At 66.7% G+C, this 16,951-nt stretch carries 16 protein-coding genes; 9 read left to right on the forward strand and 7 right to left on the reverse strand.

Going from position 1 to position 16,951, the window contains the following annotated elements; all coding sequences use genetic code 11:
* Positions 1 to 2: 2 nt before the first annotated feature.
* The 5 genes from O7601_RS11840 to O7601_RS11860 form a co-directional block, all read right to left on the reverse strand.
* The gene (locus O7601_RS11840) at positions 3 to 467 is read right to left on the reverse strand and encodes a DivIVA domain-containing protein (protein WP_281566216.1); all 465 of its coding nucleotides are present in this window, start codon (positions 465 to 467) and stop codon (positions 3 to 5) included.
* A 146-nt stretch (positions 468 to 613) separates the two neighbouring features.
* Entirely contained in the window at positions 614 to 1,048 is a 435-nt protein-coding gene (locus O7601_RS11845; RefSeq protein WP_281566217.1) for a VOC family protein, read from the reverse strand.
* Positions 1,049 to 1,077: 29 nt separating this feature from the next.
* Positions 1,078 to 1,431, reverse strand: a complete 354-nt coding sequence (locus O7601_RS11850; protein ID WP_281566218.1) for a nitroreductase/quinone reductase family protein — start codon at positions 1,429 to 1,431, stop codon at positions 1,078 to 1,080.
* A 149-nt stretch (positions 1,432 to 1,580) separates the two neighbouring features.
* Entirely contained in the window at positions 1,581 to 3,797 is a 2,217-nt protein-coding gene (locus O7601_RS11855; RefSeq protein WP_281566219.1) for a choice-of-anchor J domain-containing protein, read from the reverse strand.
* A gap of 489 nt (positions 3,798 to 4,286) precedes the next feature.
* A complete protein-coding gene (locus tag O7601_RS11860) occupies positions 4,287 to 7,355 on the reverse strand; it encodes a DUF3427 domain-containing protein (protein ID WP_348650247.1) in 3,069 nt (1,022 codons plus the stop codon).
* Positions 7,356 to 7,703: 348 nt separating this feature from the next.
* Here O7601_RS11860 and O7601_RS11865 point away from each other — a divergent pair, with 348 nt between their 5' ends.
* Positions 7,704 to 9,419 (forward strand): AIPR family protein, encoded by a 1,716-nt coding sequence (locus tag O7601_RS11865; protein ID WP_281566221.1) that lies wholly within the window; start codon positions 7,704 to 7,706, stop codon positions 9,417 to 9,419.
* Positions 9,420 to 9,515: 96 nt separating this feature from the next.
* Here the strand turns inward: O7601_RS11865 and O7601_RS11870 are convergent, their stop codons facing one another.
* Positions 9,516 to 10,067, reverse strand: coding sequence for a GNAT family N-acetyltransferase (locus O7601_RS11870; protein WP_281566222.1), 552 nt, complete (start codon positions 10,065 to 10,067; stop codon positions 9,516 to 9,518).
* The gene (locus tag O7601_RS11875; protein ID WP_281566223.1) at positions 10,064 to 11,563 is read right to left on the reverse strand and encodes a helix-turn-helix transcriptional regulator; all 1,500 of its coding nucleotides are present in this window, start codon (positions 11,561 to 11,563) and stop codon (positions 10,064 to 10,066) included. Before O7601_RS11875 ends, O7601_RS11870 begins: the two co-directional genes overlap by 4 nt.
* 178 nt (positions 11,564 to 11,741) lie before the next feature.
* On the opposite strand from O7601_RS11875, the gene O7601_RS11880 reads away from it, so the two are divergent.
* The 8 genes from O7601_RS11880 to O7601_RS11915 all read left to right on the forward strand — a co-directional run bounded on the left by O7601_RS11880 (position 11,742) and on the right by O7601_RS11915 (position 16,916).
* Complete coding sequence (locus O7601_RS11880; RefSeq protein WP_281566224.1) at positions 11,742 to 12,200, forward strand: hypothetical protein; 459 nt, start codon at positions 11,742 to 11,744, stop codon at positions 12,198 to 12,200.
* Between the two features lie 63 nt (positions 12,201 to 12,263).
* Positions 12,264 to 13,067 carry a hypothetical protein gene (locus O7601_RS11885; RefSeq protein WP_281566225.1) on the forward strand — a complete coding sequence of 268 codons (804 nt, stop codon included), beginning with the start codon at positions 12,264 to 12,266 and terminating at the stop codon, positions 13,065 to 13,067.
* 178 nt (positions 13,068 to 13,245) lie between these two features.
* Positions 13,246 to 13,500 (forward strand): hypothetical protein, encoded by a 255-nt coding sequence (locus tag O7601_RS11890; protein WP_281566226.1) that lies wholly within the window; start codon positions 13,246 to 13,248, stop codon positions 13,498 to 13,500.
* Positions 13,497 to 13,757 carry a DivIVA domain-containing protein gene (locus O7601_RS11895; RefSeq protein WP_281566227.1) on the forward strand — a complete coding sequence of 87 codons (261 nt, stop codon included), beginning with the start codon at positions 13,497 to 13,499 and terminating at the stop codon, positions 13,755 to 13,757. The genes O7601_RS11890 and O7601_RS11895 overlap by 4 nt, the downstream gene beginning before the upstream one ends.
* Positions 13,754 to 15,073 carry an FAD-binding oxidoreductase gene (locus O7601_RS11900; protein WP_281566228.1) on the forward strand — a complete coding sequence of 440 codons (1,320 nt, stop codon included), beginning with the start codon at positions 13,754 to 13,756 and terminating at the stop codon, positions 15,071 to 15,073. Before O7601_RS11895 ends, O7601_RS11900 begins: the two co-directional genes overlap by 4 nt.
* 126 nt (positions 15,074 to 15,199) lie before the next feature.
* Positions 15,200 to 15,469, forward strand: coding sequence for a hypothetical protein (locus O7601_RS11905; protein ID WP_281566229.1), 270 nt, complete (start codon positions 15,200 to 15,202; stop codon positions 15,467 to 15,469).
* On the forward strand, positions 15,462 to 16,082 hold the full coding sequence (locus O7601_RS11910) for a DUF6879 family protein (RefSeq protein ID WP_281566230.1): 621 nt from the start codon (positions 15,462 to 15,464) through the stop codon (positions 16,080 to 16,082). Before O7601_RS11905 ends, O7601_RS11910 begins: the two co-directional genes overlap by 8 nt.
* Positions 16,083 to 16,160: 78 nt before the next feature.
* A complete protein-coding gene (locus tag O7601_RS11915; RefSeq protein ID WP_281566231.1) occupies positions 16,161 to 16,916 on the forward strand; it encodes a DUF6082 family protein in 756 nt (251 codons plus the stop codon).
* Positions 16,917 to 16,951: the final 35 nt, after the last annotated feature.

Below are 16,951 nucleotides of genomic sequence, written 5' to 3' on the forward strand. Positions count from 1 at the left end.
CGCTACTCGGGCTGTCGTGGCTGTGCTGGCTCTCCCGGCTCGTTGGCGAGCGCGGCGGAGAGCCGCTCCAGGTAGGCGTCGACCTGCCCCATGTCGTAGCCGCGCAGGGCGCCGTGAGCGTCGTGGGGTCCAGCTCCGCCCTGACCGCCTGACGCTGCGCCGTCCCCGAGGCGAGCGTGTCCAGTCCCCGCCGGCGTTGCCCGGGCGGGTTGGCCCAGCACGATCGTGTTGATCTCGGCCCACGACGCCAACCGGTTGAGCCCGGCGACCCTCAGGTCCAGCCCGTCGGGGCCGATCCGGAAGCGGAACGGTCGCAGCGACCGAGCGGTGATCCAACCACCCGTCAGGAGCGCGGCACTGGCGAAGATTGATGTGCCCATTCCGGGAGAGCCCAGCAGGAGGGAGAGCCCGAACGCGAGCAGCAACACCCCGGGTGCCAGCGAACGTCGATTCCTGCGCAGCTCCATGGCGACACCTCGATCAGCTGAGTGGCGTGCAGAGCAAGCCACGCCGCCGCAACCAGCGCTGACCCTGTCGGCGTCGGCCGCCGCTGATCCCTGACACACAGACGCATTCATGTCGCTGTGACATGTCGCGGGGTCGCCGGGTCGGGTCAGGGTGCGCCGAAGTCGGGGACGGTGATCGTGCCGTCCGTGGCGATCGGGAAGCCGGGGTTCCAGGCGATCTCCCAGAGGTGACCGTCCGGGTCGGTGAAGTAGCCGGCGTACCCGCCGTAGGAGGTGTCGCGGGCCGGTTGGGTGACCTTGGCCCCGGCCCGGGCGGCGGCGACCATCAGCCGATCCACCTCGGCGCGCTCGCGTACGTTGTGGGCCAGCGCGACCCCGGCGAACCCGCCCGCGCCCCGGTCTTCGACACCGGCGTCCTCAGCCAGCGACTGGCGCGACCACAGCACGACGGCGAGCCCGCCGGCCTGGAAGAAGACGGTCTGCTCGACCTCCTGGCCCTGCCAGCCGAGCTGCCGGTAGAAGTCGCGGGACCGGGCCAGGTCGGCGACGCCGAGCGTGATCAGGCTGAGTCGCTGTTCCATCAGCGCAACCTAGCCCGGATCTGCGACGGCTATCCGAGGGGGACCTGGACGGCGACGTCGTGTTTCGGGTAGAGAGAGGCGATCTGGTCAGCACCGTACTTGTCGCGGAACATCGTCACGACGTGATCGACCCGGTCGGCCTCGGTGATCGGGGTGGCGCTCGAACTCAACGCGGTGCCGTTGACGGCCAACTGGACCATCGGGGTCTGCTTGACGTTCTTGTACCACTGGCTGTCCGAGCCGGTCACCGGCACCAGGAAGACGTTGTCGTCCTCCTGCACGAACCACACCGGATGGGTGATCTGCCGCCCGGTCCTGCGGCCGGTCACGGTCAGCTCGACTTCCTGTACGCCATCAAGTGCGTCACCGATCGCGTTGGTCATGGTTTCCCCCGGCTGCTTGCCCCCGACGATACCTCTGCTGGCCAGGCTAGGGACCGACGCCGGGCCGCGTCGCCGGATCCGGCAGCTTCGCCCGGCACAGAGAACTCCCGGTGCCGCGTGGCGCGGCACCGGGAGTTACCTGCTCAGGGTCAGCTCAGCGGTGCGCCGCCGGGCTGCACCACGTTGTTCACCGTGAGGGTGTACGGGGCGTACTGCGTGACCTGCTCGGTCGGTTCGTCGTAGGCGACGATGGCGACCACCTTCGGGAAGGCGGACAGCAGCGCCGTCTGGATCAGACCGAGGGTGAAGTTGGACTTGCCGTCAACCTCCACCTGGTAGGCCAGCTTCAGCTTCTCGTTGATGCCGACGAAGCGGACGTTCCAGTTCGCCACCGGCGTCGGGTTGATCTCCGAAGGCGAGTCGAACGGCTCCAGGCTCGAACCGTCGCTGATCGGCGTGCCGCCGACCGCGATGTCGTCGATCAGCAGACCGCCCTCGTTGACACCGCCGTCGCTGACGTACCGGAAGCTGACCAGCACGTCCTGACCGGCGTACGCGGACAGGTCGAACGAGTGCGGCTGGAAGCCGTCGGTGGTGCCGTTCAGCGCCGGGCCGAGCGGACCGGCAACGGTCTCCTCGCCGGGGATGACGGTGTAGCTCTCGCCGCCGTCGGTGGAGACGCTGACGTAGCCGTAGTCGTAGCCGGCCTCGGCGCCGTACTTCGCCAGGAAGGTCAGCGTCGGGTCGGCGGCCGGTACGGTCACCGGGGTGACCGCCGCGACGTCCAGGCTGTTGCCGTTGCCGGACCACAGCACCGGGTTGCCGCTGCGATCCGGGTCGTCGCTGACGATCTGCCAGGCCAGCGGGACCGCCGGCAGCGTCTTCGCGCCCTGGAACTTGATCGAACGCAGATCGCCAAGGCCCAGCGGCTTGCCGTTGGCCTTCTGCAAGGTGACGTAGTCGGCGCCGTTTGGTGCTGCGCCGCCAGCCGCGTACGAGGCGGGGTTGGCCAGGTTGACGGTGGCGTCGAGGCTGGCCGTGGTGACCCGGCGCTTGTCCACCCCGAGCATGACGCCAAACTTGGAGTTGCCGACGATCCGGTCCACCAGGTTCATCGTCTGGTAGTCGTGGATCACCTTGTACATGTCCTTGACGCCCTCGGCCTTCAAAGCCGCCTCAAGGCTGGCGAAGCCCTGGAGTTCACCGTCGCGGTGCAACCGCGTGATGAAGTCCAGGCCGTAGCGGTCGTACAGGAACAGCACGAACGAGTAGACGTTGCCGTAGTCGGCCAGCACGCCACTTGACGTACTGCCCTCGTTCCACAGGTTTATCGAGTTCTCCGGGCCACCGCAGTCCCGTGGATTCGTGTTGTAGTCCGTCCGGACGATGCCGAAGCCCTGGAAGCAGTAGATATGGCTGTCCGTGCCGGGCTCGTCGACCCGGGCCGTGGCGTCGACGTACCCGGCGAGCGTCTGCACGAAGTCGGAGAGACCCTCGTTCAGCCAGGTCGTCTCGAACGGGTCGGTGTAGTAGTGCGCCAGGTGCTGCCACTCGTGGATGAACGTGCCCTCGTACAGCTGCGGGCGGGCGGGCCGGCTGGTGCACAGGTCGTCGGTGGGCTCGTTCGGCGGGTTCGCCCCGGTACGGTGCGCCCAGTCGAACGCGTCGACGGTCATGATGTTGCGGTCGAGCAGCTCGTTGAAGAGCGAGAAGAAGAAGCCGGCGATGTAGGTCGGGGCGGCCGGGAAGTCGTAGAAGTTGTCGTCACGTACGTTGTCGACGAGCGTGACCGTCCGGTTGCCGGCACCGGTGAAGTCCCCGGCGATCTGCGCGTTGCTGCCGTCCCGCTCCGGCGGGGTGCTGAACGCGGCCGTCGACTTCGGGTACATGTTGGTCTCGAACTCGTTGACCAGGTCCGCGACCTGCTCATCGGTGACCACCGTGGAGTCCGCGATCTGCCGGCGACAGTCACCCTCCGGGAACTCCGTGTCGTTGGCGACCCACACCTCGATGTTGTCGCCCACGCCGCGCAGCGTGTAGTCCTTCAGGTAGATGATGCCCTGATAGTCGTCCAGCGCGAGCCACTGCCGCACCGTGCCGACCGGCGGCGTCTCGGCCGCCGCCGCCTTCGACCGGGCCTGGGTACGCGGCTGATACTGGGTCGGGGCCTCCAGGCGCTGCCCGTTGAAGGTGAAGTCCTTGCGGGTCAGCTCCCGGACATCGCTGGCGATCCCGGTGGCCGGCGCGGGCACCGGCTTCACGGTCGCGGCCTCCGGGGTGGCCGAGGCCGGAGCCGGCTGGGCGATGACGAGTAACGGTAGGACGATGGCGCTGGCTGCTATCCCCGCGAAGCGGCGTCGTGCCACGAAACCTCCTCATAGGTGGAAGACCACCAGGCCCGGGGTGGCCCGGGCACCAGTGGATCTACGCACGCTGATCGAGCGTCCCCGTATCCTGTGCACGTCGCCCCCGATCAGGCAACCCTCTACCAACATCGATCAGACAGAACAAACTGAGTGGCATCCTTTTGCGGAGACTCGAGCCAATTATCGGGAGGTGCTTGATTCGCGCCGACCGTCGGCAGCGGTAGTGGTTCATCACGCGTGTCGTGTTGCGACCCTCAGTCGGCATGGACGATCTCCTCAACGTTGCGGTGGAATGGCGAGCGATGGCGATGGCCAACGCCAGGGAAGGGCGTGCTCCGCCGACTACGCCGACTGCCGTGGGAGGCCGGATGGGTGCAAGTTCGGGGAAGGTGTCCCCTCGCCGCGACGGGAGGCGACATTTTCCCCGTAGTTGTCAGGAGATCGGTGGGTTGAGGGTGGGGAGTCGTGCCGTTCCGTAGCTACACGGGCTTATGCGGCGATGGCGCGGGCTGTGGCGTACATGTCGGCGGGTAGCGGGTGGCGTAGCCGCCAGATGATCCGCATCGGCCGGTCGCCGGTGTGGTCCTGGTACGTCATCGGGCCGGCGTACAGGTAGGCCGGTGCGCCCAGGTCACGATCCGGTACCCGGGTCTCCCGCACGAAGAGATGCACAGTGGAGCCGCGCGCGGCGTGGTTGATGTAGCGCTGCCCGGTCGCCGACCACGACGACGTGGTGCTCTGCGACTCCCACTGGAACAGGGTGTCGGTGACGGCCCGGTCGGCGTACATCGTGGTGGGGGAGTAGTGCTGTTCGGATTTGACCAGGGTGACGAAGAAGATGTCGGCCTTGGCGTCCGGCAGCCACTTCACCCCTTCCCGCAACGATCCCGGGTTCGGCATGCCGAAGGCGGCGCACGCCTCGTTGCGGCTGTACCGGGCGTGCACGTTCAGCGGTAGCCCGCCGACCGGCACCGTCACCCGGTGGATGCGATCGCGCAGCACCTCGGCGACCTGCCGCAGCTCGGCACAGCGTGCCGGCTCGGCCCAGAGCCGGGTGAGCCGTTCTTCGCGCTCGGCAATCGGCGCGTTCGGCCCCCACAGGTCGAAGTGCAGCATGTCCCAGAGCCGCCCGACCGCCGGTCGCTCGCCGGCCGCCACCCGGGCCAGCAGGTCGAGGCGGTGCGGGTCGTCCAGGTGCAGCATCCGGCCGATGGCCCGGCCCAACTCGCGGTCAGCCGCCCCGCCCGGCGCGGCTTCCCGCCCGGCGAGCCGCCGCAGCCCGGTCCACCCGCCGATGGTCGCCGACCGGTAGACGTCCTCGATCTCCACGCCCGCCTCGCGTAGGAACTCGCCCAGGCTCACGTCCCCGAGCAGCCGCAGCTCCTTCACCAGCCCGGTCTTCGAGGTCGGCATTGCCGAGCGCAGGTTGGCGAGCACGATGTCCTTGGCCACCCGGTCGAGCTGGATGTGGCAGCCGCTGGGCAGGGACGGGAAGTCGTCGCGTACCGCCTCGGTTATCGCGCGGCGGCTGACCCCGGTCAGCGCGCGCCACCGTAGGTCGAAGCGGAAGTTGGCGTGCTGCCCGCCGATGAAGTCGAGCACGGTCAGGCACGGCTTGTCGTCGTCCAGGCGCAGCCCACGGCCGAGCTGCTGAAGGAAGATCGTGGCACTCTCGGTGGGCCGCAGCATCAGGATCGTGTCGACCATCGGCAGGTCGACGCCCTCGTTGAACAGGTCAACTGTGAACAGCACCTTGAGCCTGCCGTCCCGGAACTCCTTCAGCAGAGCCTGCCGCCCCGCCGCATCGACCCGCGACGTGATCGCCGCCGACGGCACACCATGCCTGCCGAACCAGCCGGCCATGAACTCGGCGTGCCCGATGCTCACGCAGAACCCGAGCGCCCGCATCCGGTCGACATCGACGCTGTCCCGTACCGCCCGCAGCACCATCCGCGCCCGCGCGTCGTTGCCGGTGTAGACGCCGTCCAGCTCCGCCGGGTCGTACCCCTGCCCGCGCTTCCACCGCAGCTGCGACAGGTCGACATCGTCGTGCAGCCCGAAATACTGGAACGGCGCGAGCAGTTGCCGCTCCAGCGCCTCCCACAGATGCAGCTCAACGGCGGCGCGACCATCGAACCACCGCCGCACGTCGCCGCCGTCGCTGCGGTCGGGGGTCGCCGTCAATCCCAGCAGTACGCGCGGCCGTAGCTGCTCCAGCAGTCGGGCGTACGTCGGCGCTTCCGCGTGATGGAACTCGTCGACGATCACCATGTCGTACGCCTCGGGGTCGATCTCCCGCCGGTGCAGCGACTGGACCGAGGCGAACACGTGCCGCCAGTGCTGCGGCGCCCGGCCGCCGACGAGCGTCTCGCCGAAGCTACCGTCCCCCATGACCTGCCGGAACGTCGCCAGACTCTGCCGCAGAATCTGCTCCTGATGCGCCACGAACAGCAGCGAGTCGACGGCCTTCTCCCGGTGCAGCCGGCGGTAGTCGAGCGCCGCCACCACCGTCTTGCCCGTACCGGTGGCCATCACCACCAGATTGCGCCAGCGCCCGTGGACCCTCCGCTCGGCGTCCAGGTCCGCCAGGACCTCCGCCTGGTATGGGTACGGCCTTACATCCAGGTTGGCGATCTCGGTCGGGGTTTCGTCGCGCCGCTCCCCGCGCAGCGCGGTGCGGAGCCGCTCGGCGTCCCTGCCCGGCTGGTAATCCTCGAACGCCGGATCGTGCCAGTAGTCCTCGAACGTGGCGGTGAACGTGTCGATGACGTACGGCTGCTCGACGTTCGAGATCCTGACGTTCCACTCCAACCCATCGACAAGCGCCGCCTTCGACAGGTTCGACGACCCGACGTACGCCGTCGTCATGCCGTTTTTGCGGCGGAACAGCCACGCTTTGGCGTGCAGCCGGGTGGTCCTGGTCTCGTAGGAGATCTTGATGTCAGCGCCGAGTTCGGCGAGGCGGTCGAGGGCGCGCTGATCTGTCGCGCCGAGGTAGGTCGTGGTGATGACCCGGAGGCGACCGCCTCGGTCGATGAGGTCGCGGATGGCGGGCTCGATAATTCGCAGGCCGTGCCACTTGATGAACGCGCAGAGCAGGTCGACCTGGTCGGCGGAAGCCATCTCGTGGGTGACCTCGTGGCCGATGCGCGGCTGGTGACGACCGTTGACGAGGAGCGCACCGGTCGAAAGCGGGGTGGTGGGATGTCGCGGGAAGGTGGGCTGCGCGGGCGGGACCGGTGAGGGTGCAATGGAGTGCAAGAGGTTCTCGAAATCGATGACCTGCTCGTTGGTGTCGGAATAGTCCGATATCAGGCTGGCCGCGACTGCCGCGAGACGGTTTGCGAGTTCGACTTGGCGAGCCAGCTTGTCATCGCCCCCCGGCACGGCACGCAGCACACGATCGATCAACTTGGCGATGTGTCGCGTCAGGTACACGTGAGATTCGACAGGGTCCATAGAGCGCAGTTGAACGAGAGCCGGGTTGATGCGGCTTAGTTGTTGGCCTAGCTGACTGGTGATGAGATGGTCGTAAACCCCCCGGCCAAGGTGCGTCACGCGCGCACTTTAGCGACATCTGCCGCACTTGGCACCACCTGCATCAGTGTAATCCCATGTCACCTTGCCGACAGTCTCGACCGGCCGTGGCTGGCGGCGCTGAGTTCCTCGCTGGTCAAAGCTGCACAGCGCAATCGGCTGTCTGTGTGGTGCTTACCTCCGGAAGGACTCCGAGGAGGTTCGGTCCGATCGAATGGCTTGCGAAGACTCCCATCGCTGTGACTCGTTCGGTAACCTGCCCGACACGCCCTGTGGAGGCGCGGCGTGCAGATCTCTGTGAGCGTCCTATCTGGCAGGCGCGCGGCGGGCATTCCGTCGGGAGTGGGTCGTGGCGGACGGAGGAGGAAGATGAGTACTAACGACATCGTGTTGCTTGGAGCGACGCTTGAGCGAGAGCGCAAGAAGACCGCCTCCAAGCTTGAGATAAGCGACTTCCATACCTTCTTCTTCGCCCGGCAATACCTAAAGGCATATAGTCCCACACACGATGATCTCCTCTCTGGTTTGGTGGATGGAGGGAAAGACTGCGGCATTGACGGAATTTACGTTTTCGTCGATTCGCTTTGTATTCGTGATGACGAACCCGTTGGGCGTTTGGGGCGACGGGCAAACCTCGATCTGATAATTTTGCAAGTCAAGAACACCTCCGGGTTCGCCGAGCCCGCAATCGATAAGCTGGCGCTGAACCTCCCTAAGCTGCTTGATTTTGGACGCGACGAAGAGGCCTTGGCGCAGTACGTAAATCCGAAGTTGATTGAAGTGACGCGCCGTTTTCTTGAAACCTACAAGAGTCTCGATTTGCCGCAGTTGCGCATTTTTGTTGCTTTCGCTTCGCTGCGCGCCACTCATCTTCACCCGCAGATTGAGTTCCGTGGGAATGATCTGTGCACGACCGTTGGCCGGATTTTCGGTGGCTCCGAGACGTCCGTCCAATTCCTGGGTGCAGGTGAGGTTTGTGCACTAGTTCGAGACAATCCTCCAACTGTTCGACGGCTTCAGTTGGCAGAGAATCCTATTTCGACCGACAAGGCTGGAGGTTACGTAGGTGTTGTCAGGCTTGACGACTACGAACGTTTCATTACCGGTCCTGCCGGAGACCTGGACGCAGGGTTGTTCGAGGCAAACGTTAGAGACTATGAGGGTGAAACCGCTGTCAATCGGAGTATCCAGCAAACCCTCGAGCAGGGCGAAAGTGAGATCGACTTCTGGTGGCTCAATAATGGGGTGACGATAGTCGCTTCCCGCGTTCAGCCTGCCAATAAAATGCTTGAACTGGATTCGCCTCAGATAGTTAACGGCCTGCAAACATCAACGGAGATATACAAACGAAAGAAGCGAGCAGAGGGGGATTCTGATTCACGCAGCGTACTTGTGAAGGTTATAGAGGCGCCAGACGACGCCGTGCGCGACAGAATTATTCGGGCAACAAATAGCCAAACCGCGTTCGGTCCGAGCGTTTTGCGTGCGACCGATCTTGTGCAGCGTCAGATAGAAGAGTACCTGCTCGACAAGAATTTGTTTTACGAGCGCCGGAGGCGGCACTATTTCAACAGGCAGTTCCCTGTTGATCGTATTGTATCGATTGATGCGATGGGCCAGGCGGTTCTTAGTGCCACTGTGCAGACCCCTCATGTCGCGAGGAAGAATGCAGGTCGAGTCTTTGATGAAGATGTTTATGAGCTGGTCTTTCATCCAGGGCATCCGCTTGCCGCCTACCATGCATGCGTTCAGTTGCTTCAGTCGTCCCGCGATTTTTTGTCAGCCTATCGGAAGCAAATATCTGTAGAAGACTTCCAGTATCAACTGACAATGCTACTGTCGGTCGCGATGACGAGGAAGAATCAGCCGACCATGCGGGACGTAGCAAAGCTGGAGGGAGTGGAAGTCCGAACCTCTCTTGCTAAGGAAATGTTTACCCTAGTTCAGGAGGAATATGATCAGAGTAGTCGGATCTCTGGGGTATATCTTTTAGACCAGCTTGCTAAGGACGAGGACGTGACAAAGAGGCTTCTTGAGCGAGGGCGACACTACCTCAGGTCGTCGACGCGCAGTGTGGGAATTTGATTGAGGCTTATGTCGATGACTCGCTCATGGACGGCTTAAGGTGTAGCTGATAGCTGTTCCGTTCTCGTAGAGAGGGCTGTCGGTCATGGCGAGCCTCTAGATTTGTCGGTCATCGTTGAAACCGCCTACCAGGACATCGAAAATCGGTGCACCTTCCCATGCCGGCTTGAGTTGCGCCATCTTCTTCCAGCCCCATGATCGGTATGCCGCCTGAGCAGGGGCATTATCGCGACGGACGAGAAGGGTCAGTCGTTCTTCGGGTCGGCTTTCGGCCAGGTTGTCGTGCAGCGCTCGGGCGATACCTCTCCGCTGCCAGGCTGGGCGTACGAGTAGCTCGCTCAGGGCGAAGGTGCGACGGCCGTCCTCGTGGGTGAAGTCCGGGGGAACGTCGCCCCGGATCCCCTCCCACCAGCGAGTCTTTGACGACAGGGGGAAACCGTACGCATAGCCCACTAGGTGTCCGCGGACCTCGGCGGTGACCAACGTCCAGCCAGCAACCTTCATGTGCCCGGCAAGCTGCTGTCGGTAACGTTCTTCGTTGTAGAACGCTCCGTCGCCGGCATGGGCGTCGAGGTAGACCTGGACCATGACGTCAACCAGGGCTTGTGCCTCGACGGCGTCGTGCTGTCGTATCTCTAGTTCGTTCATCGCTGGAACACCCTGCTGTATGCCTCAACGAACGTACGCGCCGGGTTCGACTGTTCGCGACCGAGGTGCTGCTTGACCTGGGCAAAGTGACGCATGGTGCGCCCCGAACAGAGCCCCTTGACCGCTGGCAGTACCTGAAGCCCAGTCAGCGCGGCTGACTGGACATCACCGGATCGATATTCGGCCTCCGCGAGGCGGACCGTGTAGTGCACCTGGTTGCGGCGATGCGCGGCGTGGGGGCCGCTGCTGATGGCCCTGAAGGACTCGGCGGCACGGGTTGGCTTGCCGAGAGCGAGGAATGACAGCCCTTGGATGCCGGTCAGCTCCTGGGCGGTGACGAACTGAAGAAACGGCAGGTCGTCCTCATGGAGCCCGTGGTCGAATTCGTGACGCGCCTTCGTCATCTCCCGGTTGAACCCGCCCACGTCGTTGAGATGTGCGTAGGCGTGGGCCGCTCGCAGCCGCAACAGAGTCCTCAGTCGGGGGGTCGCCCAGCCTCGGGAGGCCCGGAGCGCGGCTTCGGCGCAGTGCAGTGACTCGGCGGGATGATCTTCGCGAGTCAGCAGTGACAGGCAGGCCAGCGCACGAACCTCTTCGCGCGGATCGTCGGCGATCCTGGCACGGGTGATGGCGTCGTTCAGGTACGGGCGTGCTTGCTGGCGGCGGTCTGCGTCGACTGCCAGCCAGGCAACTTGGTTAGCAAGATCAGCCAGCGCGGATTGAAGGGCTTCGCCGAGCCCGCGACCGTATTGAGAGGCCGCTGCCCAGGCAGAAAGGTGGGTGTGGATACCCATCGCCACATCGCACAACTCATCGGCCCCAAGCGCGGCGTCGGCCTGCCTGAACCGCTCGACCAGCGAGCCGGCGAGACGTATGTGCTCCATTCCGATGGCGTCAGCTTTCCGGTCCGCCTTCGCCAATGTGTCAAGGAGACTGTTGCCGGCGAGACCAGCTAGGGCGGCCAGCGCGGTGAACCGGCGGCGGTCCGTGGTGCCACCTCCTTCATCGGGAGCCGCCTCCAGGGTAATTGGCACCACGGCGGGGACATCGATCGTAGGAGGTTCGTCTTTCGGAACCTCGACTGAGATTTGCCCGGTCTGCATCGTCAGCGTTCGCGAGGGCAGGCTGAACCACAGCTGAACCTCAGGAACCCGTAGCAGGGCCGCCCAATGCGAGAGCCGGTCCAGATGCACCAGAGGGGGTCCATTTTCCACGCGGCTGAGCTGCGCCTGGGTGATGCCCAGCCAACTCGCCACCACGGCCTGCGGTAACGCCGCCCGACCGTGGTACGGGTGGTGTCGGTACGCCCGGATCACCCGTCCGAGGTGTCGTTCCACCAGGGCCGCCCGCAGCGGCGGATGCGACCAGAACGACGCCGGCACCTCCGGTGGCACGCTCAGGCGGTGGCGTTCGGCGGCCTGGCAGGGCGCGCAGCGCCCGCTGTCGTTGTCGCGGGCCAGGCGCGCCCCGCAGCGGGGGCAGTTCGCAGGTGTCACCGGCAACCTCGCCGTTCGCGGGCGGCTGTGTCCATTGCGCTCCGTCGAGCCTAACCATTCAAACGCCTTCCTGGGCTCGCGGTATACGCACCACGTATATCGACAATGCCCACAGCGCTATGAGGATCGAGGGCATCCGGGCGCAGCCTGCGGTGAGACCACCAACGGAAGGAGCAGGATGCTCACCATCGACCGCGTCGGCACCGGCCGCGCGCTCGTCTCCGACGAGCTGTTCACCCAGCTGACCGCCCGCATCGCCCACGACCACACCGAACTGGCCCCCGACCTGCCGGCCAGGATCCTCGATCAGGCGCTCGCTTTCCTCGGGACCTGCGCCACCGCCACCGGACCGCTCGGGCCGAGTGACTTGGTCGACATCGGCTGGCACACCTTCATCCTCCACACCCGTGAGTACGCCGACTTCTGCGAGCGCATCGCCGGTCGGTTCATCCACCACCAGCCGGAGCCCACATCGAAGGAGCCGCCCTCCGGACCTGAGCCGATCGGCGCTCCAATCTCCCGGACGGTCGCCGCGATCACCGCCGCCGGCTTCGCCGTCGATCATGAGCTGTGGGGCGGCCGGTTGGCTGACTGCACCCAGTGCCACGCCGGCTGCACCGACAGCCCGACTCGATAGGCGGGCCACCAGCGGTCCCGGGCATACACTGCCCGGGACCGCTCGCCCTCGGGAGGCCACCGGATGCCGCGTCGCCGCGACTGGCACGAGCTTCCCGGGGAGGTACGCCGGCAGATCGAACAACGCACCGGTGCTGTCCATGCGGCCTACTCCGTACCGACCGGTGCATCCTGCGACCTGGCCGCCGTTGTCGACACCGACACCGGCCGGGTCTTTTGCAAGGGTGGCGAGGCGGAAGGGCCGTCCGGCTGGCTCTACCGGAACGAGGCCCGCGTCAACCCCTGTCTGCCCGATGTGGCACCCCGCCTGCGCTGGACGGTTGAAGCAGAAGGCTGGTTGATCCTCGGCTTCGAGTACGTTGCCGGCCGGCATCCCGACCTTGCTCCAGGCTCGCCGGACCTGACTGCGGTCGCGGACCTGCTCGCCACCCAGAGTCGCCTGCTCACTCCCAGCCCGCCCGTCCAGGTGCAGCACTTCGCTGACCGTTGGCGAGGGCTGATCGCTCCCGACCTGGTCGACGGCGAAACGCTTCTGCACACCGACATGACGCCGCGGAACTTCCTCGTCGGTGACCGGCTGCGGCTCGTCGACTGGTCCAGCCCGGCGCGCGGAGCGGCGTGGATCGACACCGCCCTCATGCTGGTCCGTCTCGTCCGCGCCGGCCATCCTCCCGCCGGAGCCGAGGCATGGGCCGCGCAGATCCCGACATGGGCGCACGCCTCCGACGAAGCGCTGCACGCCTTCGCCGACGCGCTCGTGCGCCTGTGGCAACGCAAGCAACGGTCCGCACCCGGCCCGCATCATGGACCACTGATTGATGCTGCCCGCCGATGGCGAGACCACCGGGTGATTCGCAACAGTCGGTAGCCCGACCGCATACGGCATGTGCATGTCGCCTACTTCGCCCACGTCATACGGCCCGCCCTGCTGATCCACAACTCTGCATGACATGGCCCGGGGCGGGTGCTGGGCTCCGGCTGTGCCGACCCCCGACGGTGCGCCGTCCCCGCCCGCCTCGGTGCCGCAACCACAGCAGGGGAGGGACATGGATTCGATCGACCAGGTGCTCGGCGAGCTGCCGATGCCGCCGTACGTGACAGCAGAGGATGTCGGTTTCGCGGTGCGGGCAGTGACCGTACACGCCGCAGAGCAGTGGCCCGAGGGGCCGCGCTGCCGGAACGACCGCGCGCCGCATCCGTCCCGGCTGCATCGGTGGGGGCGGCGGGTGCTGGACCGGCGCGGCCTCAGCGACCGGCAGGTGCAGGCGCTCATCGCCGAGCAGGAGGCACCGCGGCGATGATCTACCTGTCCGGGGAACGCCTCCACGCACATCAGGTTCGAGCTGTCGACTTCGACAGGCGCTGGCGGGGCCTGGACCCCGCCCAGGTGTACGACTATCTCGACCGGGTCGCCGACGAACTCGCCCGGCTGCACCGGGAGTTGACCACCGCGAACACCGAGTCGGAACGGATCCGGCAGGCGTTGCGGCAGTGGCAGTCCCGGCACACCGATTGCCGGCCGGCAACCCACGGCCACCCGACGGGGGAGCGGCGGTGAGCCGGGAGGCGGTGGCCCGTTGGCTGCGGCTGGTCGAGGCGGACGCGGAGCTGTCGGCGTACCTCATCGGGGTTGATCGGGACCGGCTCGCCGCGCACCTGACCCGGCAGCTCGCGGCCGGCGGACAGGCGTTCGACGGCTGGCCGGGGTTGCCGGAGGCGCAGCGGCGGCGGGCCGCCGACTACCTGGCCGGGGTGCTGGCGACGGGTGATCAGGCGGTGATCAGCCAGGTTGCCGCGAGCTTCCGGTCCGGTCTGGAGGCGTACTCCCCGGGGCTGCTGCCGGAACGGGCGACGGCGCTCGTCGTCGCCGCGCTGGCCCGCCTGGTCGGCGGTGGTGGTGACCGGGCCGGGCGGTTGGCGCTGCTGGCGGTGCTCGGCCGGGTCCACCGCCGGTACCGGCTGCGCCCCGAGCACGGCCCGCTAATCGGTGCCGCGCTGGCACCTGTGGCGCCGCGACTGTGCCCGCCGCAGGTCGGCTGGGAGCGACGGTGGCGGCGGGCCTGGGCGCTTATCGAGCGCGCCGCCGGGCGGATGGGAGACGGGCCGGCCTTCTGGCCCGCCGAGGTGGTCGGCCGCGACCTGGCCGCCCAGGGCATCGTCATCCTGACCGTACGCCCGTCGCGGCGGCTGCCGTTCCGCCCCGGCCAGGCGGTGCCGGTGAGCCTGCCGCAGCATCCCGGCCGGTGGCGCTGGTACTGCCCGGCGAACGCGCCGCGCCCCGACGGCACCGTCGAGCTGCACGTCCGCGCGGTCTCCGCCGGCACCGTCTCCCGCACCCTCGTCCATGAGGTACGCCCCGACGACCTGCTCCACCTCGGCCCACCCGTCGACATCGGCCTGAGCCTGCCCACCGCCCCGGAGCCGTCCCCTCCTGACTGCCCCGACGAGGCGGCATCTGCCGGGGCTGCGCCGGTCGGGGCTGGACGAGCCACTGCCCGGGACCTGCTGCTGGTGGCCGGTGGTACCGGGCTGTCCCCGCTGCGCGCCCTGGTCGAGCAGGTGGCCGCCGCACCGGCCGGTCGTCGGGTGACCCTGATCGTCGGCGTACGCACCATCGCCGACCTCTACGATGCGATCACCCTGGACAAGCTCGACCAGGCCAACCCCTGGCTGACCGTCGTGCCGACCTTCTCCCACGACCCGATCGCCGCCCCCGCCGAACAGGCCGACGCCCTGACTCTCGCGCTCGACCGCTACCGCCCCAACCAGCACGTCTACGTCTGCGGCCCACCCGCCATGCTCGACCTCGCCCACCACCGACTTCCCGCCACCGGGATACCCGCCTACCGGATTCACCTGCCCAACATCCGGTGACGGTTCGGTACCCCGTCATGTGCTGAGATCGGCTTCTGATTGCGATAAATCGGAAACGCTCTCGCCGGGGCTGCAACCCGATGGCAACTATTCTGGGTGCTCGCTCCATCACTCTGGGAGGTGGCGATGGTAGCTCAGTGGGAGGTTGATCGCGCGGCGACGTTCGCGCGGCGTCTCGGACGGTCGGCGGCTGAGCTCGGGGAGAGCGGAGGCACGACCACCTGCCCCGATATCTGGGAGCTGTCCAACGGGGACATCGCGGTGATTGGCCGGGACCTGACGGCGCACTACGCGGGTCGGCTGCCCTCAGGCGTCAGCGTCGGCGATGATGAGCGGCTCGTGGTCCTGCCACGTAGCATGATTATCGCGGCGAAGCCGGACATCCCGAATGCGTGACCTGCTGCGGGCATGCTCCGGTCAGCGGCTGAGCCTGCCCGACTACGAGGCCGACTTTTATGCCGCGGTCGAGTCGGTGGACGGGCCGATCCTCAAGACCGAGCGGCTGCAGACCTTTCGCGAGCCGGGCAGCCCGAGCTGGGAGGCGTTCGCCGCTGGCCAGTGGGAGGAGTCGCTGCGCATCGCCGCCGAGCCCAACCCGGAGCTGAAGCGCTTCTTCGACCGTCTCGCCGAGTTGGGCTCCGGGCTGCATCGGCTTCGCGTCGTGACACTGCCCCTCAGTCCCTATCTGATCTGGGAGCTGCACTTCCTCCGCTTCCGAGCCGAGGTGGGGGAGTTGATCCGGGTGCTTGCCACTACCACGGAGGCGATCCTGGAGCATGAGCGCGAACACGGGATCGTCCCCGAGCTGATGGTTGTCGGCAGCCGGGCGGTCTATGAGGTCCGCTACGACGAGAGCGGGACACCGATCGGAGCGGACAAGTTCACCGACGCGGCGGTGGTGGACGGCTGCCGGGAGCGGGTCGCTTCGTTACTTGCCGAGGCGGAGCCGTTCGACTCCTTCTACGACCGGGAGGTCGATGGGCGCAGGCCGCCTGGCGGGCACCTGTAGTAGCCTGCCTCCACCTGTGAGCGTGGAGGCGTGATGCCCCAACTGCGGACGGTTGCCGGCCGGGTACGAAGATCGGCGATGCCGACCGCGCTGCTGCTGGTGATCCTGGTGATCCTCGTGGCGGTCCTGCTGTCTCCTTTGGGTCTGCTCTGGATCGGTGAACGGCCCGGTTACGACTGGCCGCTGTTGGGCAGTGTCGGAGAGGCGTACGGCGCGGCATCGGCGATCCTCGCCGGTCTCGCGCTCACCGGCGTGGTCACCTCGCTGATTATTCAGGCCAGGGAAGCGAAGGCGGCCCGCGAACAGACGCTGCGGGCACTGCACGCTGACCTGCTGAAGATGGCCATCGACGACCCCGGCCTGCTTGAGTGCTGGGGCCCGATTGAGCAGCCGTCCGACGTCGGGTGGTTCCGCAAGCACGTCTACACCAATCTGATCGTTTCCCACTGGCAACTGATGTGGGAGGTCGACGTCCTCAGCGAGCCGCACCTGCAAGTCCTCGCCGACCAGTTCTTCAAGGGCGAATCGGGGCGGCGCTTCTGGGCCGAGGCCCGGGGACCACGGATGAAAGCTGAGACGTCCCGGCGGGCGCGTCGCTTTACCGCAGTCCTTGACCAGCGATATCTCGCCGCGCTTGCCGCAGGCTCGCCCGAAGACAGCGCACAGCCCGGTCGAGCGACGGGCGAGCCAGCTCCGGTCACCACCCCCGACCAGGCCAACGTTGTGCGGAAGGCGGCGAGACAGCTCGCTCCTCTTGCTGTCGGCGTGGCCGTCACCGCCGGTGCGATCGCCGCAGGCGGGTACGTGGCCGGCTGGTTGCGGAGGCCACGGTGACGGCGGCCGCAGCCTCGACATCGCCTGTGCCACGT

This window comes from Verrucosispora sp. WMMD573 (assembly GCF_027497175.1).
Lineage (GTDB): Bacteria > Actinomycetota > Actinomycetes > Mycobacteriales > Micromonosporaceae > Micromonospora.

Excerpts from the sequence above, each read along its gene's own strand:
- O7601_RS11840 (WP_281566216.1), bottom strand. The coding sequence starts at position 467 with ATGGAGCTGCGCAGGAATCGACGTTCGCTGGCACCCGGGGTGTTGCTG.
- O7601_RS11845 (WP_281566217.1), bottom strand. The coding sequence starts at position 1,048 with ATGGAACAGCGACTCAGCCTGATCACGCTCGGCGTCGCCGACCTGGCC.
- O7601_RS11850 (WP_281566218.1), bottom strand. The coding sequence starts at position 1,431 with ATGACCAACGCGATCGGTGACGCACTTGATGGCGTACAGGAAGTCGAG.
- O7601_RS11865 (WP_281566221.1), top strand. The coding sequence starts at position 7,704 with ATGAGTACTAACGACATCGTGTTGCTTGGAGCGACGCTTGAGCGAGAG.
- O7601_RS11870 (WP_281566222.1), bottom strand. The coding sequence starts at position 10,067 with ATGAACGAACTAGAGATACGACAGCACGACGCCGTCGAGGCACAAGCC.
- O7601_RS11880 (WP_281566224.1), top strand. The coding sequence starts at position 11,742 with ATGCTCACCATCGACCGCGTCGGCACCGGCCGCGCGCTCGTCTCCGAC.
- O7601_RS11885 (WP_281566225.1), top strand. The coding sequence starts at position 12,264 with ATGCCGCGTCGCCGCGACTGGCACGAGCTTCCCGGGGAGGTACGCCGG.
- O7601_RS11890 (WP_281566226.1), top strand. The coding sequence starts at position 13,246 with ATGGATTCGATCGACCAGGTGCTCGGCGAGCTGCCGATGCCGCCGTAC.
- O7601_RS11895 (WP_281566227.1), top strand. The coding sequence starts at position 13,497 with ATGATCTACCTGTCCGGGGAACGCCTCCACGCACATCAGGTTCGAGCT.
- O7601_RS11905 (WP_281566229.1), top strand. The coding sequence starts at position 15,200 with ATGGTAGCTCAGTGGGAGGTTGATCGCGCGGCGACGTTCGCGCGGCGT.
- O7601_RS11910 (WP_281566230.1), top strand. The coding sequence starts at position 15,462 with ATGCGTGACCTGCTGCGGGCATGCTCCGGTCAGCGGCTGAGCCTGCCC.
- O7601_RS11915 (WP_281566231.1), top strand. The coding sequence starts at position 16,161 with ATGCCGACCGCGCTGCTGCTGGTGATCCTGGTGATCCTCGTGGCGGTC.